Source organism: Pseudoalteromonas rubra (genome assembly GCF_005887115.1).
Classification (GTDB): domain Bacteria; phylum Pseudomonadota; class Gammaproteobacteria; order Enterobacterales; family Alteromonadaceae; genus Pseudoalteromonas; species Pseudoalteromonas rubra_F.
On sequence record NZ_PNCJ01000041.1, the window covers coordinates 54,971 to 70,786 of the forward strand.

17 protein-coding genes and 1 other RNA gene are annotated in these 15,816 nt (G+C 47.3%); 10 read left to right on the forward strand and 8 right to left on the reverse strand.

Going from position 1 to position 15,816, the window contains the following annotated elements; translation table 11 throughout:
* Positions 1 to 15 precede the first annotated feature (15 nt).
* From CWB98_RS20495 to CWB98_RS20505, 3 genes are all read right to left on the reverse strand, one after another.
* Positions 16 to 1,098, reverse strand: coding sequence for a trypsin-like peptidase domain-containing protein (locus CWB98_RS20495; RefSeq protein ID WP_138546523.1), 1,083 nt, complete (start codon positions 1,096 to 1,098; stop codon positions 16 to 18).
* A gap of 272 nt (positions 1,099 to 1,370) precedes the next feature.
* A complete protein-coding gene (locus CWB98_RS20500; RefSeq protein ID WP_138546524.1) occupies positions 1,371 to 2,723 on the reverse strand; it encodes a DegQ family serine endoprotease in 1,353 nt (450 codons plus the stop codon).
* A 111-nt stretch (positions 2,724 to 2,834) separates the two neighbouring features.
* The gene (locus tag CWB98_RS20505; protein WP_138546525.1) at positions 2,835 to 3,287 is read right to left on the reverse strand and encodes a YhcB family protein; all 453 of its coding nucleotides are present in this window, start codon (positions 3,285 to 3,287) and stop codon (positions 2,835 to 2,837) included.
* A gap of 143 nt (positions 3,288 to 3,430) precedes the next feature.
* On the opposite strand from CWB98_RS20505, the gene zapE reads away from it, so the two are divergent.
* From zapE to CWB98_RS20545, 8 genes are all read left to right on the forward strand, one after another.
* The gene (zapE, locus tag CWB98_RS20510) at positions 3,431 to 4,525 is read left to right on the forward strand and encodes a cell division protein ZapE (protein ID WP_138546538.1); all 1,095 of its coding nucleotides are present in this window, start codon (positions 3,431 to 3,433) and stop codon (positions 4,523 to 4,525) included.
* A gap of 258 nt (positions 4,526 to 4,783) precedes the next feature.
* The gene (gene rplM / locus CWB98_RS20515) at positions 4,784 to 5,212 is read left to right on the forward strand and encodes a 50S ribosomal protein L13 (protein ID WP_010386604.1); all 429 of its coding nucleotides are present in this window, start codon (positions 4,784 to 4,786) and stop codon (positions 5,210 to 5,212) included.
* Positions 5,213 to 5,224: 12 nt separating this feature from the next.
* Positions 5,225 to 5,614 carry a 30S ribosomal protein S9 gene (gene rpsI / locus CWB98_RS20520; RefSeq protein ID WP_010386602.1) on the forward strand — a complete coding sequence of 130 codons (390 nt, stop codon included), beginning with the start codon at positions 5,225 to 5,227 and terminating at the stop codon, positions 5,612 to 5,614.
* 504 nt (positions 5,615 to 6,118) lie between these two features.
* Positions 6,119 to 6,709 carry a ubiquinol-cytochrome c reductase iron-sulfur subunit gene (gene petA, locus CWB98_RS20525; protein WP_054014295.1) on the forward strand — a complete coding sequence of 197 codons (591 nt, stop codon included), beginning with the start codon at positions 6,119 to 6,121 and terminating at the stop codon, positions 6,707 to 6,709.
* Positions 6,709 to 8,001 carry a cytochrome b gene (locus tag CWB98_RS20530; protein WP_138546526.1) on the forward strand — a complete coding sequence of 431 codons (1,293 nt, stop codon included), beginning with the start codon at positions 6,709 to 6,711 and terminating at the stop codon, positions 7,999 to 8,001. The genes petA and CWB98_RS20530 overlap by 1 nt, the downstream gene beginning before the upstream one ends.
* The gene (locus tag CWB98_RS20535) at positions 7,998 to 8,735 is read left to right on the forward strand and encodes a cytochrome c1 (protein WP_138546527.1); all 738 of its coding nucleotides are present in this window, start codon (positions 7,998 to 8,000) and stop codon (positions 8,733 to 8,735) included. The genes CWB98_RS20530 and CWB98_RS20535 overlap by 4 nt, the downstream gene beginning before the upstream one ends.
* 127 nt (positions 8,736 to 8,862) lie before the next feature.
* On the forward strand, positions 8,863 to 9,489 hold the full coding sequence (sspA, locus tag CWB98_RS20540) for a stringent starvation protein SspA (protein ID WP_138546528.1): 627 nt from the start codon (positions 8,863 to 8,865) through the stop codon (positions 9,487 to 9,489).
* Positions 9,489 to 9,938: a ClpXP protease specificity-enhancing factor gene (locus tag CWB98_RS20545; protein WP_138546529.1), complete on the forward strand. Its 450-nt coding sequence runs from the start codon at positions 9,489 to 9,491 to the stop codon at positions 9,936 to 9,938. Before sspA ends, CWB98_RS20545 begins: the two co-directional genes overlap by 1 nt.
* Before the next feature lie 49 nt (positions 9,939 to 9,987).
* On the opposite strand, the gene dolP is transcribed toward CWB98_RS20545, so the two are convergent.
* Genes dolP through CWB98_RS20565 form a run of 4 tightly spaced genes read right to left on the reverse strand, consistent with a single transcriptional unit; the run spans position 9,988 to position 13,405 of the window.
* On the reverse strand, positions 9,988 to 10,554 hold the full coding sequence (gene dolP / locus CWB98_RS20550; RefSeq protein ID WP_138546530.1) for a division/outer membrane stress-associated lipid-binding lipoprotein: 567 nt from the start codon (positions 10,552 to 10,554) through the stop codon (positions 9,988 to 9,990).
* A 3-nt stretch (positions 10,555 to 10,557) separates the two neighbouring features.
* Positions 10,558 to 11,142: an SIS domain-containing protein gene (locus CWB98_RS20555; RefSeq protein WP_138546531.1), complete on the reverse strand. Its 585-nt coding sequence runs from the start codon at positions 11,140 to 11,142 to the stop codon at positions 10,558 to 10,560.
* Position 11,143: 1 nt separating this feature from the next.
* Entirely contained in the window at positions 11,144 to 11,509 is a 366-nt protein-coding gene (locus CWB98_RS20560) for a YraN family protein (protein WP_138546532.1), read from the reverse strand.
* Between the two features lie 3 nt (positions 11,510 to 11,512).
* Complete coding sequence (locus CWB98_RS20565) at positions 11,513 to 13,405, reverse strand: penicillin-binding protein activator (RefSeq protein WP_138546533.1); 1,893 nt, start codon at positions 13,403 to 13,405, stop codon at positions 11,513 to 11,515.
* A 63-nt stretch (positions 13,406 to 13,468) separates the two neighbouring features.
* On the opposite strand from CWB98_RS20565, the gene rsmI reads away from it, so the two are divergent.
* Both rsmI and rnpB read left to right on the forward strand, forming a co-directional pair.
* Complete coding sequence (gene rsmI / locus CWB98_RS20570) at positions 13,469 to 14,332, forward strand: 16S rRNA (cytidine(1402)-2'-O)-methyltransferase (protein WP_138546534.1); 864 nt, start codon at positions 13,469 to 13,471, stop codon at positions 14,330 to 14,332.
* A gap of 59 nt (positions 14,333 to 14,391) precedes the next feature.
* Positions 14,392 to 14,762: RNase P RNA component class A (gene rnpB / locus CWB98_RS20575), an RNA gene on the forward strand.
* A 250-nt stretch (positions 14,763 to 15,012) separates the two neighbouring features.
* Here rnpB and CWB98_RS20580 read toward each other — a convergent pair.
* Positions 15,013 to 15,816, reverse strand: an 804-nt coding sequence (locus CWB98_RS20580) for an IS3 family transposase (RefSeq protein WP_138546535.1), incomplete at its 5' end; no start/stop codon positions are given.

A 15,816-nucleotide genomic window follows, 5' to 3' on the forward strand; every position in this document is an offset into this window, starting at 1 on the left:
CCCCGTTTCTGGGGGCTAGTAAATCGGGGTTTCCAGCTCAGCCACTTCCACCATAAAGGTCAGGTGACGGTCACCACGATACACCTCAAATTCTAACTGAGTACCCGGTGCGGTATTGCCTATCTTACGCAAAGTTTGTTGTGGATTCTTAACAGGCTCTCCCGCTACTTTCGTCACTATGTCATTTTCCTTCATTCCGGCCTGCCAGGCAGGACCCAGCGGGTCGAGATCACTAATCCTTAACCCTACAATGGTGGTGTAGACATTAGTGACTTCCTGTCCGGTGTTATCGACAGGGGTGCCTCGGAAACCCAGGTAGCCGCGGATAACTCGGCCATCTTTGATGAGTTTGGCCATGACATCTTTGGCTAGGGAATAAGGCACAGCGAAGGAAATACCTTGAATATCGATATTGTATCTGGCCCTGAACTGGGCAGAGGTGATACCAACGAGATCGCCGTTTGAGTTGACCAGTGCACCGCCAGAGTTACCCATGTTTACCGCAGCATCCATTTGCAGCAGGCTATTATACTGGCTGTCAGTGAGGGTTTGCTTGCCTGTGGCACTGATGATCCCCTGAGTGATGGTTTGCCCCAGGTTCAGCGGGTTGCCGATAGCCAGCACCACATCGCCCACTTGCGGGTTAAAGGCATCGTCAACCGGGATCACAGGAAGATGCTCAGCTTTAATTTTTAATAGAGCCAGATCAGTGATGGTGTCATATCCTACCAACTGTACTTCATTGAATAAGCGGCCGTCTGGCAGCAATACAATAATCTGATCGGCATTATTGACGACATGATAATTGGTAAGGATATAGCCTTCTCGGCTCATGATTACACCAGAGCCGAGTTCCTGAACCGTATTTTGCCGTTTAAATCTTGGCTGGCTACTAAAGCTTTCAGAGAAAATCGACACCACCGCAGGTGCTGCGCGGTTAACGCCGGAGGCAAAGCTCATATGCTGAGCGGTATAGTGGCTGTTGAGGTTGAGGCGCAGAGCATTTTGACGTAATTCGGGCGTGAGCCAGATGATAATCAATGCCAGACCTAAACCAACGAAGATTGGCGGTATAATAAGCTTGAACAATTTAAACACGGCTATTTTTTATCTAGTTATCAGTGTAGAAGGTAATAATGGCATAATTAACAGTAATCTGCATTAAGACATGCTCAGACAGAGGATTAACCCTGCCACTGACTAAGTTGAAAATTTTTACCCAGAACAAATGCATAAGGCACTTTGTCAGGCTTACGAAGATGGAGTGGTGTAACGGCGAGTACCTTAATGAGTCAAGCTGAAAAAACAATACAGCGACGAATGCCGCTGTATTGTTTACTGTTTAAACGGAATACTGTATTTGGTGTGAGTTACTGGATGAGGTAGAAGACAGAGTCACGACCACGCTTAATACCCAGTACGATATTGCCCTGAATATCATCTATCAGGCGTTTCATATCACGTACCGATGCAACACGCTGGCGGTTGACCTGCATAATCACATCCCCTTCTTGAAGGCCCACTCTGGCAGCCGGAGAACGCTCTTCAACGGACACTACCACAATCCCCTGGTTGCCATTGCGTTCACCACTCTCCAGTACCGCACCTTGCAGGCTGGGGTGAATGCGATCTGCCTCCGCACGTTGCTCACTCGCGCCTTTCAGTTCAACATTGAGCGTGCGGGTATCACCGTCTCGGTAGACTTCAATTCTGACCTTTTTCCCTTCACCAAGGGTTGCAATCTTACCGCGCAGTTCTTCGAAGCTCTCAATTTTATCGCCATTGAGCGCAACGATGACATCGTTGGCTTTAATACCTGCTTCATCTGCCGCTGAATCTTTGACGACCTCTTGTACAAAGGCACCTTGTTTGACGTCGAATCCCTGGGCTTTAGCCAGACCTGCATCAAGCGTTCGACCCCGGATCCCGAGTGAGCCACGACGTACCTGACCATATTCAATGATCTGATCAACCAGGTTTTTCATCATGTTAGAGGGGATAGCAAAACCGATACCGACATTTCCGCCAGAGGCACCCAGTATGGCAGTGTTGATCCCGATCAGTTCACCACGGAGATTAACCAGTGCACCACCAGAGTTACCCTGGTTGATGGCAGCATCGGTCTGGATAAAGTCTTCATACCCTTCTATGTTGAGGCCACTGCGACCCAATGCGCTGACAATACCAGAGGTAACGGTGTGGCTCAGGCCAAATGGGTTACCAATGGCAACGGAAAAGTCGCCGACCCTTAGCTTGTCTGAGTCAGCCAGCTTCACGGCAGTAAGATCTTCCCCTTCAATTTGTAACAGGGCGATATCCGATTCTTTATCAGTACCGACCAGTTCAGCCTTGAATTCTCGGCCATCCTTAAGTGTTACAATAATATTGTCGGCTTCGTCGATGACGTGATTATTGGTCACGACATAGCCTTCGTCTGCATCAATGATCACGCCAGAGCCTAAGCCGCTAAAAGGACGTTTTTGAGAGCGCGGGGCTGGGTTACCAAAAAAGAAATCAAAGGGATCAACGCGTCGGCGTACTTCTTTTGCCCCAGATACCTGAATACTGACCACCCCGGGGGTGACCTTTTCTAACATCGGGGCCAATGTGGGCAGCTGTTGGCCATCGACGGCAACTGGCAGCCGTGCATGGCTGGTTTCAGGTAATAAGAATAAGCTTGAAGAAAGTAGCGCTGCGGTAAGTAATGATAATTTCAGTTTCATAGTCGTGGAATTCTCCTGGAAACAGCGTTAGTCCGTTGGATGATGCGTCATAACGCACCATCCATTATTCAATTGCTATTTCTACAGACTATGGGGTCAAAAAAAAGTTCATCAAGAGGCTTTTAATTGCTCACTTTGTGACCCTTCTCCTTTGAACAGGCCGCTTTCTCCTTCGACATAGTCACTTGGTGGAGCATCGTGAGTTTGCTCACTGGCACGGCGTTTCTCGTCTCGCATGTGCAGCGAGGCGTGTAACTGCTCGGTCGTTTCTTTAGAGAAAAAAGGCTCATTTGGCAGCGCTTTCTCTTGGCTAAGAAGTTGTTTTCCTTGCTCAAAGTGACGATTAAGCAGGCTGTAGTTTTCTTCCAGCTTGGCCATCAGCTTTTTGCTGTCTGCCAGATGATCTGTGACATCCTGACGATACTGCTCTAATGCATGTTGTGCCTCCTGCGCTTTTTGTTCCAGTTCATCATGCTTGAAGCGTTTTTTCGTCAGCAATGTGCCTGCGAAGAAGGCAGCGATTGCGACTATTACAAGGATCCCGAACCAGGCGATTGTCGTCATAAAGTACTCCTGTTAATGGTGCGTAAAGTGTCGCACCGAATGCAAAAAAATAATCGACTTAGATAGCTTAAATATACGCTGAGTTTCGATGCGTGTTAATATAGCGGGCAAATAAAACTGCTCTTCGATACTAAAAAAAGATGATGACGCCCTGGGAAAAGTACCAACAAGACTTACAGCGTGATGATTTTCACTATGACAGCGCACAGGAAAATGCCGTCAGGCACCTGCAAAGACTTTATGACGATCTGGCCAATCAGGTACCGGTCAAAAAAAGCCTGTTAGGCAGCCTGTTTGGTCTAAAAAAGACGCAACAGCCTAAAGTCAAAGGGCTCTATTTCTGGGGTGGGGTAGGGCGCGGCAAAACTTATCTGGTAGATACGTTTTATGAGGCCCTGCCAACTGAGCGAAAAATGCGGGTGCACTTCCACCGTTTTATGCACCGTGTGCATGATGAGCTGAAAAAGCTCAAAGAAGTGAAAAACCCGCTTGAAGTGGTGGCAGATATTTTTAAGGCTGAGACGGATATCATCTGCTTCGATGAGTTTTTTGTTCAGGATATTACCGATGCTATGCTCCTGGGTGGTTTGATGGAAGCCTTATTTGAACGCGGCATCGTGCTGGTTGCGACGTCCAATATCATCCCTGATGAGTTGTATCGCAATGGCTTGCAACGTGCACGCTTTTTACCTGCAATCGCTCTGGTAAATGAAAATACCGACGTGGTCAATGTGGATTCAGGGATAGACTACCGCTTGCGGACTCTGGAGCAGGCCGAAATCTTTCACAGCCCCTTGGGTAAAGAAGCCGACGACAACCTGTTTGAGTACTTTGATAAGCTGTCACCTGAGCCGGGCAAACTCAATGAACCAATCGAGATTGAAGGGCGCCTGATCCAGACCCGTAAAGTGTCTGACTGCATTGTCATGTTCGACTTTAGCGCCTTGTGTGAAACCGCGCGCTCTCAGGTCGACTACATGGAGATCAGTCGTTTGTATAACACCGTAATCTTATCTGATGTGAAACAGATGGGTCAGAACAACGATGACGCAGCACGGCGTTTTATTGCCCTGGTAGATGAATTCTATGAGCGTAATGTGACTTTGATCATTTCTGCAGAGGCACCCATCACAGAATTGTATACCGATGGCACACTGAACTTTGAGTTTAAACGGTGTATCAGTCGCTTGCAGGAAATGCAGTCGCTGGAATATCTTGCGAGGGAGCACCTGGCATAACGCCTCAAGCTACCAATTCACACTCATTTCAGAGAATGGCATGTTTTTTGTGGAAAAAACAGCCACCCCCTAGCATCGTGGCAAAACCCTTGCTATAATCCGCGGCCTGCCACGTTGCGTTACTATTGCCCTCGTCGGCTTAGCCACTGACTTGAGCGGCAAAAAAGTCTTAAACTCGAAGGGGTTAAAGCACCAAAAAGTAGAGCGGTAGTCATTCGGACTACCTGTGGTTTTAACTGAAAACTTTGGATTTTTATAATGAAAACGTTTGTTGCTAAACCAGAAACTGTAAAACGTGACTGGTACGTAGTTGACGCTGAAGGTAAAACTTTAGGTCGCATTGCTACTGAAATCGCTTCTCGCCTACGCGGTAAGCATAAAGCTGAGTACACTCCACATGTTGACACTGGTGATTACATCATCGTTATCAACGCTGAGAAAGTTACTGTAACTGGTAACAAAGCTCAGGACAAAATGTACTATGCACACTCTGGTTACCCAGGTGGCCTTAAATCTGTAAACTTCGAAAAACTTCAAGCTAAAAAGCCTGAAATGATCATCGAAAAAGCAGTTAAAGGCATGTTACCTCGCGGTCCTCTGGGTCGTGAAATGTTCCGTAAACTGAAAGTTTACGCTGGTAACGAGCATAACCACGCGGCTCAACAGCCTCAGGTTCTAGACATTTAAGGAGCACTACTCATGGCAAATCAATACTACGGTACAGGTCGTCGTAAAAGTTCAAGTGCTCGCGTATTCCTACGCCCAGGCACTGGCAACATCGTAATTAATCAGCGTTCTATCGAAGAGTACTTCGGTCGTGAAACTTCTCGCATGGTTGTTCGTCAGCCTCTAGAGCTAGTTGAAATGACAGAAAAGTTTGACCTATACATCACTGTTGCAGGTGGTGGTTCAACTGGTCAAGCTGGTGCTATCCGTCACGGTATCACTCGTGCACTAATGGAGTTTGACGAGTCACTACGTCCTTCTCTACGTAAAGCTGGCTTTGTTACTCGCGACGCTCGTCAAGTTGAGCGTAAGAAAGTTGGTCTTAAGAAAGCACGTAAGAAGACTCAGTTCTCAAAACGTTAATTTATTACGTTTCAGAATTGCAAAAACCCAGCCTCGTGCTGGGTTTTTTGTTTTCAGACGACTCCAATTGTCGTGTTTTTTACTGTCTCTGTTCTTTGAGTTTGCAACATACATTCTCCCAACCCGCTTTATGGTCAAAAAAGTTCAATAATTATAATAATTAGTCGAGTTCGGACGATATCTCAGCGCATTTTTTTGCTACAATTGCGGGGCAAGTAATGAGTCGCGAAAACACTGGTTAAATTTTGATAGCTCACCAGTAGAGCTTGATCTTAGTCAGTGAAAGGTCGCGTATGACGTTTTACCATAGTAAATCGGCTTCATGCTCGAAGTAACCAATCCCCTAATATTCGTGGGTTTATTCGGGCATGGTGCTGGAATAACCTTGTTTTAATCAAGGGATTTATTTATGATCGCGTCTATTTTGTAGTTTCTTAAAATTAACCTGCTGTAACTGATGTTCTCAATATAGCAAGTGTTGAGAATCATAGTGGAGATAAGTGGATGAGCAATGCGCCTGTAGACAACAGCCGACGTCGCTTCTTAACTATCGCTACCTCTGTCGTAGGTGGCGTTGGTGCGGTTGGAGCTGCTGTTCCTTTTATTGCGTCTTGGAATCCGAGTGAGCGAGCTAAATCTGCAGGTGCGCCTGTAGAAGTAGATATCAGCAAGCTTGAGCCTGGACAATTGATTCGTGTTGAGTGGCGAGGCAAACCTGTATGGGTTGTTTATCGTACGCCTGCGATGTTGGATGAAATGAAAAAACACGAAGGTAACCTTCGTGATCCTAACTCAGAAGAGCCACAACAGCTCGACTCTGCCAAAAACTCTCACCGTTCTAAGCGCCCTGAGATTTTTGTCGCAGTCGGTATTTGTACTCACTTAGGTTGTTCTCCGTCATTCCTCAATGGTGGTTTTGGTGAAAAGGTTGAAGGTACTGAGCATGGTTTCTTCTGTCCTTGTCACGGTTCTAAGTTCGATATGGCCGGCCGGGTATTCCAGGCTGTACCAGCTCCGTTGAACCTGGAAATCCCGCCTTATACCTTTATTGACGACACTACCATTTTGGTAGGTGAAGAAGAAGGGGTTGCATAATGACTGCGAAGGTTGATAAGCCAGGCGCAATCGGCGCTGTGATGAACTGGATTGACGATCGTATTCCTATGACGCGTGTCTGGAATATGCATATCGCGCAATACCCAGCACCTAAAAACTTTAACTTCTGGTACCTGTTTGGCTCGCTTGCCATTCTGGTATTGGTTAACCAGATCCTGACTGGTATCTGGCTGACAATGAACTATGTTCCTTCAGGCGAAGGCGCATTTGCTTCAATTGAATACATCATGCGTGATGTAGAGTACGGTTGGTTACTTCGTTATTTGCACTCGACCGGTGCGTCGGCATTCTTCATTGTGGTTTATTTGCACATGTTCCGTGGCATGATCTATGGCTCCTACCAGAAGCCGCGTGAACTGCTGTGGGTATTCGGTATGCTGATCTTCCTAGCATTGATGGCAGAAGCGTTCATGGGTTACCTACTGCCTTGGGGTCAGATGTCATTCTGGGGTGCACAGGTAATCATTTCACTGTTTGGTGCAATCCCTGTCATTGGTGATGACCTGACACTGTGGATCCGTGGTGACTACGTAATTTCAGGCGCTACTCTGAACCGCTTCTTTGCATTGCACGTAATCGCATTGCCACTGGTACTGGTAATTCTGGTATTCCTGCACATTGTTGCGCTACACGAAGTGGGTTCAAACAACCCTGACGGTATCGACATCAAGCGTAAAAAAGGCACGGTTGCTGAAGAAGACAAGCCTAAATTTAAATTCCACGAGTACTACACGAGTAAGAAAGACATCGTTGATGCGATCCCTTTCCACCCGTATTACACCGTTAAAGATATTCTGGGTGTGGCTGGCTTCCTAATCCTGTTCTGTTGGGTGGTATTCTTTATGCCTGAAATGAACGGTTTCTTCTTAGAAGCGCCTAACTTTGAAGCGGCTAACCCGCTGAAAACACCAGAGCATATTTTCCCAGTTTGGTACTTCACACCTTTCTACGCCATCTTGCGTGCAATCCCTGACAAGTTGATGGGGGTTATTGCGATGGGTGTGTCTATCGTGATGCTGGCACTGCTGCCTTGGTTAGACCGTGGTAAGGTTCGTTCAATCCGCTACCGTAGTGGTATCCACAAGCTGAACATTGCTCAGTTCGTTGTTACCTTCTTCATTCTGGGTTGGGCTGGTGCAACGCCACAAACTGTGACTTCTACAATCTTGTCACAGATTTGTACGGTAACCTACTTCATGTTCTTCGTATTACTGTTTGTGTACTCGAAGAATGAAAATACTAAGCCATTGCCAACGAGGTTGACGAAATGATGAAAAAGCTACTGATTGGTTTATTCGCATTGCTGCCTACCTTTGCAATGGCAGCCGGTCCATCGGTTCCTTTACTGGAAGCGAACCATGACCTGACTGATAATGCGTCTTTGCAACGCGGTGCTAAGTTGTTCATGAACTACTGCCTGGGTTGTCACCAGATGCAGTATCAGCGTTATGAGCGTACGTTCCGCGATATCGGTATCCCGGTTGAGATTGGTAAAGAAACCCTGATTTTTGATGACTCAAAAGTGGGTGGTCACATTCTTAACGCAATGGACACTGATGACGCTGCAAAATGGTTTGGTGCTGCGCCACCAGATCTGACTTTGGTCGCACGTGTACGTGGTGCTGACTGGGTATATACTTACCTGAAGTCGTTCTACGTTGACGAAAGCCGTCCGTTTGGTGTAAATAACTCAGTGTTCCCACTGGTTGGTATGCCACACGTTCTGCAGGAGTTGCAAGGTGTGCCTACTGCGGAATTTGAAGAAGTAGAAGAGCACGGCGTAAAAGTTCAGAAAGTGAAAAGCATCACAACTGATGGCTCAGGTGAGCTAAGCGCGGATGAATATGATCAGGCGGTTCGTGACCTGACTAACTTCCTGGCTTATGTTGGTGAACCTTCACGCCTTCAATCAGAAGCACTAGGTATTAAGGTACTTGGCTTCCTGGTTATCTTCTTCATTCTGGCATTCCTGCTGAAGAAAGAATACTGGAGAGATGTCCATTAATCTGGACACTTACCAGCAATTGATGCAATAGGGGCTTAAGCCCCTATTGCTGTTTTTATCGATTTTATTACATAAAATTGGTATTAAAGTGATGTTATTACTTTGTCATTAATTTATGGAGGTAGGCATGGCCGTTGCTGCCAATAAGCGCCCTGTTATGACTCTTTTCTCCGGTGCAAACTGTATGTACAGCCATCAGGTTCGTATCGTATTGGCCGAGAAAGGGGTAAGTGTCGATATTCATCTGGCCGAAAAGGACAACTTGCCAGAGGCACTACATGAGATTAACCCTTATGGTACAGTTCCCACTCTGATCGACAGAGAGCTCGGTCTGTATCAGGCAAATATCATAATGGAATACTTAGATGAGCGTTTCCCTCATCCTCCATTAATGCCTGTCTACCCTGTTATGCGTGGTCGCAGTCGTCTGATGATGCACCGTATTGAAACTGATTGGTACAGCCTGGCAGATAAAATTGCGCAAGGCGGTGCGGATGCAGAGCAGTCGCGTAAAGAGCTGACAGAAGCGCTACTTGCGATTGCGCCTATCTTCAGCGAAGCACCTTACTTCATGAGTGAAGAATTCAGCCTGGTTGATTGTTACCTGGCCCCGCTTCTGTGGCGTTTGCCTCAACTTGGCATTGACTTGTCAGGCGCAGGTGCAAAAGAGCTGAAAGAATACATGCTGCGTTTATTTGAACGTGATTCATTCCAGGCTTCATTGACTGAAGCTGAGCGAGAGATCCGCAGCTAATGACTTCAAATCGCCCCTACCTTTTACGTGCTTTCTACGACTGGATTGTCGATAACCAGTGCACACCGCATATCGTGGTTGATGCTGAGTATCCGGCGGTTGAGGTGCCACGTCAGTTTGTTCAGCAGGGGCAGATTGTGCTGAATGTGAGCCCTTCAGCAGCTGCTAACTTTTTAATGGACAACGATGCACTGAGTTTCAATGCGCGTTTCTCTGGTCAGCCTATGCAGGTATATGTGCCGATTGGTGCAGTACTGGCCATCTATGCGCGCGAGAATGGTGAAGGTACTATCTTCTCCGAACCGGATCTGCCACAAGATGACGAGGTTTCAGAAGAACACACTCAGACTCACGAAGCGATGACTGAGGAGCCTGTTGAAGCCCCTTCAGCAGACAAAGAAACGTCTGAAAAGACGAAAAAGCCCTCGCATTTGAGAGTGATTAAGTAGCACGTCAAATAACAAAAAAACCTGCCCTCTGGCAGGTTTTTTATGTCTATTATAAGATTTCGAAGGCTTTCACGACTTTTAGCACGCCATGAACATTACGCGCAATTTCAACAGCGCGATTCGCTTCATCCTGATTGACCAGACCCATCAGAAAAACTTCACTGTTCTCAGTGACCACCTTAATATTGCCACCATCGATGTGGTCGTCCGCGATCAATTTGGTTTTAACCTTGGTGGTTAGCCAACTGTCGTTAGTTTGTGTGGTGATACCGATATTGCTGCCGATGCGCAGCTGGTTGTATATGCGTTTAATGCCCTGAACGCTCTGCAGGGTATTGTGCGCCTGTTGTTTCATTTCTGTGGTGGTTACCTGGCCCACCATCAGTACATGGCCGTTGACACTCACCAGGCTAATATTGGCATGATTTGCCAGAGCAGGAATACGCTTTAGCGCCAGTGTTCCTTTAATTTCGATATTGTTATCATCAATTTGTGAACCCAGTGTCCGCCTGTCATTGGCCGAAGTAACGGCACCAGCCGTTCCCGCAACCACTGCGGCGGCACAGCCCTGGATCAGTAGAACGGAACAAAGTATCAGTGCAGGTCGTTTTAACATCTTTTATGCGTCCTGTGGAAAGAGAATATTGTCGATTAACTGGCTTAGGCAGTGTACGGTAAACAGGTGAGTCTCAAGAATGCGGCTCGCCCGTTTGCTGGGAACGCGTATCTCTACATCATTTGGCCCCAGCAGCCCGGTCAGTTCGCCGCCATCATCCCCAATTAAGGCGATGACATTAAGATCATTGGTCAATGCAGCTTCTACTGCACTGATCACGCTCTTCTCGTGCCCATCGATGGCGACCACAAAAAGCAGGTCATTTTGATTGGAAATAGCGCGGACCTGACGAGCAAAATAGTCATGGCCCTGGCTTTCTTCTGTGTTGCTGAGGTTGATTTGTGTCTGGCTCAGCGTGAGTGCTGGCAGGCAAGGACGTTCGGTTTCAAAGTAATTGACCAGCAGGTTACTAAAGTGATCGGCAATCATGTGGCAACTTGGCACACCACAACAGATCAGTTTATTGCCGTTGATCAGGCATTGTGCAATGGCATAAGCCGTTGACTCTAATACTTCAGGCAGCGCTTCACCTGCGGCAATTTGTGCCTGAATGCTTTCGGTAAAGATCTCTTTTATTGATTCTTGCATACTAAGTAATATTTCTAATCCATTGGATATCTGGGTTGTTATCGCCTTGAATTGCTACAAAGTCTATTCGCAAAGGGACATTGTGCAACGCAGATTGTTGCAGGTAATTATATATACTGCGACGTAATTTTTGTAACTTACTTTGACTCAAAGCCTGCAGCGCACCACCAAAACCACCACCTCGGCGAAACTTTACCTCAACAAATACCCAGGTTTCGCCGTCTTTCATGATCAGGTCGATTTCGCCATATCGGCAGAGATAATTGCGAGTTATGCTCTTAAGACCTTGCTTCTTTAAGAAAGTTTCAGCAACTCTTTCATAATGTTGGCCTTTTTCTCGGCTGTGATTGAAGAGGTTGCCAAACATAAGTTATTGCTGCGCCTGATAGTCGTCATACAGCTGCTTCATAAACAGCGGGGTCGGTGCCCTTTGATCCAGACTGACCAGTCTGATCTGTTTCTTATGGTATTGTGCCCAGCTCAACTGACGGCTAATACGGTTATCCTCTTTGATTGTGAGTGCCCCGGTCAGGCCATCAAACTCTTTACCGGGGATTTTGCTCAGCTGTTTAACTTCCGGGATCAAATTGAGCGCATCATAGGCCATGGCGAACAGACGCTGTTCAATGTCCGATTGTTCGGGCCACAACTGAGTATGTTGTTCGCGCAAGCTTTGCGACTTGACTGCGCCCGGTAACATCCACGGGACCTCAGTGAAGAACAGCCCGTCGAGATCCCCTTTATCGGTTTTGTCTATTTGTTTGCTATAGCTGCGTGAGCTTGCGTACAAAGGTATACGGTCGGCAAAGGTACTGACGTTTACATCTAAGTAGGGCTTAAGCAAACGGGTTTCGATGGCATCGCCCAGGATGTAGATGGCGTCTATATCGCGACGCGAGCGCGTTTCACTTTCCAGTTCGCGTCTGAACATGCGTTTGATGGTTGCTATCCGTTGCTTTGAGCTGTCAACCTCGAGTAGCTGGCGCACCACTTGTGCCATGTTTTCACTGTCCGAGTAAAACCCGACTTCAGGCTGGGTTTCACTGTATCTTTGCCATTGTGTCTCAAAATGATTGATCAAGCGTTTACCAGAGGCCGTATCGGGTGCCAGCAGCATTGGTTTTTGATAGCCCTTGGCCAAAAAGTGTACCATCGCTTGTTCTACTTCGTGCTCGGGATCCAATGCAAAGTAATAGTGGTTCGGGTTGGCCGTTTGTGTTGCAGTATCAAGTGTATTGAGAAACAGGGCCGGTGTTGTAGTCAGATAGGTACTAGCGGTGAGCTTCTCAACATTACTTTTCAGTAACGGGCCAATCACGAAATCGGCCTGGCTCTGCTGCAGTTCTCTGTCTATTTGTGCTACATCCAGCGTTTCATCAATAAAGAAGATCTCTTCGACCCGGTTATTGTCCATGGCGGCTAAAAAACCATTCTTCAGGGCTCTGCCAAGGCGTTCACTGCTTCCTGAGGCTGGTAATAAAACCGCTAATCGAGTCACTTCGTAAGGAGCCAGATCCAGTGTGGCTTTCACTTTTGTCGGAATAATTTCACTGCCCGGGTGACTGGTATAGCGGCGTTGCCAGTTATTCAGCGCCTGGTGAAGCTGCACCGTCGAGCCCAGGTAAATCTGATGATATTTGGCCAGCTTAACCCAGCCCTGCTGGATCACCGTGCCGCGATCAAAACGCTCCAGCGCATACGACGACAGCTGTTGTAGTGCCTGCCAGATATCCTGATTCAGCCCAGCAATATTTAATTGATGCTTGTTGGCCAGATCTGCACTGTTGAAGTAATGCACCAGCGCTTTTTTGGGAAGCTGTTGAGCGGCGTACACGCTGCCCATCAGATACTGATGCCAGGCCTGATGCTCCGGCAGCTTTAATTTGCTTTCTAAGGTTTGCAGTAAAGCCAGCGCACTGCTGTATTTTTGCTGTTGCTGTCTGGCCAATGCGGTATAAAGCTTGTTTTGTACATGGTCAACACTGGCCTTGCTTTCGAGTTCGCTACAGGCCTGTTCCAGAATGGGCCAGTTTTGCTCGTCAATGGCAGCCTGCCTTGCCAGATACAGCAACTGAATTTTACTTGCGCCTTGTTTACGATTCGCTTTATCAAACAAGCCCTGCGCATCCAGTTGTTCGGCTGGTGCGGTGGTGGTTGTCGCTAATGTCTGTTTGTCTTGTGTTGATGCCGTTTTAGGGGTTGTGCCGCAGGCCGATAACCCCGACAATACCGCAATCACTAGACTTATATTTTTCAGTCGCACTCGCAAACCTTTACTCATACCTTTTGTTTGTGGATATCTTACTGACTGACCCTGGAGAGCTCAATGACAAATGCCGAAATCTCAGACAAAATTGGCACCCTGTATATCGTTGCCACACCCATAGGCAATTTAGAAGACATCAGTGAACGTGCGCTGAAAGTGCTGGCAGATGTCGACTTGGTGGCTGCCGAGGACACGCGTCACACAGGTAAATTATTGAGCCATTTCAGCATAAAAGCAAAAACCTTTGCGCTGCACGACCACAACGAAAAACAAAAGGCGCAGCAGATCCTAACTTGGCTGGAGCAGGGCATGGACATCGCGCTGGTATCTGATGCCGGCACGCCGCTTATTAGCGACCCAGGCTATGCGGTGGTGAACTTATGTCGTGAAGCGGGTGCTCAGGTCACACCTGTGCCGGGCGCCTGTGCCGCAATTGCCGCGGTAAGCTGCTCAGGGTTACCCACCGACCGCTTTCAGTTTATCGGTTTTACACCGGCTAAAAGTCAGGCTCGCCAGAGCTTCTTTAAAGAGGCGCACGAATCTGGCATTACCAGCATTATGTATGAAAGCACCCACCGCATCATGGCTAGCCTGGCTGACTTGCAAACAGCACTGGGTGAGCAGCAGCAGGTAGTGTTCGCCAAAGAGCTGACCAAAACATATGAAACCTTTTTCAGCGGACCCGTCTGTGAGCTGATCGCGTTTCTTGAAAACGAACCTGAGCGCCAGCGTGGTGAGCTGGTATTGATGCTGCCGGGAAAAACCCTGGTGAGCAGCGAAATGACGCCTGAAGCCAAGCAGCTGATCGGCTTGCTGGAAGGAGAAATGCCGCTGAAAAAAGCCTGTGGCATTGCTGCCGAGTACTTCGGATTGAAGAAAAACGCCCTGTATAAAGCGATTATTGCCGAGCGTGAAGGAGAATAAACTCAAATAAGGTAAATTGATGCTGCGTTTTTTGGTAAAGGTGCGTATAATCGCCCGCCTGAGTCAGCCGGATAATCGCTGCCTGTGACGAAAATGATCAGGGGGAGGAAAGTCCGGGCTCCATTGGGCAGGGTGCCAGCTAACGGCTGGGGGGCGTGAGCCTACGACAAGTGCAGCAGAGAGAAGACCGCCTAAGTTCTTCGGAACCGGTAAGGGTGAAAGGGTGCGGTAAGAGCGCACCGGGCCACTGGTAACAGTTGGTTGCAAGGTAAACTCCACCCGGAGCAAGACCAAATAGGGTTCCTTATGGTGTGGCCCGCATCGGAACCGGGTAGGTTGCTCGAGCTTGGGAGCGATCCCAAGCCTAGACGAATGATTATCGATCTCCCTCGGGAGAGAACAGAACCCGGCTTACAGGCTGACTCACCTCATTTTACAAACCGCTTGATTTACTTATGTAGATCAAGCGGTTTTTTGAAATCATCAACTATCAAATCACATTTACATGTGTCGTTTGGTACATAGTATTTGGCTTAAAACTCTACTCGCAATACAAAATTCAACTTACTAATCTTTACAAAATATTGATTTAATTGTTTCTTTTCGGCTAGTGCTATCCTCACTAACAATTTAATTTTACGCTTCTCAAGCGCAATTTTTGTGCTATAAGGTTGTAGTGGTCAACTAATCCCGGACAGTAAATAAAGTTTTTCTTCCGCAACTGCTGGCACCATCATTCCGTTGTTGCTGTGCGGCCTTTGCCAGTTGTAGTAGTCCATTAAATAGTAACCAATATCTTTTTCAGCTTCTTTGAAGGAGTCATAGCCTGTTGACGGAACCCACTCTGTTTTTAAACTCCTAAATAGCCTTTCCATTGGTGCGTTGTCCCAACAATTACCCCGGCGACTCATGCTTTGAGTCATACGATAGCGCCATAGCTTTTGCCTGAGCTTTGTGGCTACATACTGACTGCCCCGATCAGAATGGAACAACACGCCCAATGGCCGACCTCTTTGTTCATAGGCTCTGTCTAACGCTTTGACGGCTAAGTTGGCATCTGGTTGAGAAGACATAGCCCAGCCCACTACACGGCGTGTGCATAAATCCAGCACTACAGCCAGATAAGCCCATTTTCTGCCTGTCCAGATATAAGTAATGTCACCGCACCACACTTGATTTGGTGAACTAACATCAAATTCCCTGTTTAGACGATTAGGTATATCTAGCCGTTCAACGGTTGCTTTTTTATAGCTATGTGAACCTGGCTGCTTGCATATGAGCTGCATATCCTTCATAACGCGCCTGATTTTGAAAAGGCCTGCTTTTATTCCTGAGTCAGCCAGCATAGCCATGATTGTTCGGCTGCCCGCTGAGTTACGACTTAATGTGAACAGCTCATTTATTTTTGCTCGTAACCTAAGTTCATCAGCGTTGATCGACTTCACTCGATGTTTATAATCGTCATAACTTGAACGCGGAACATC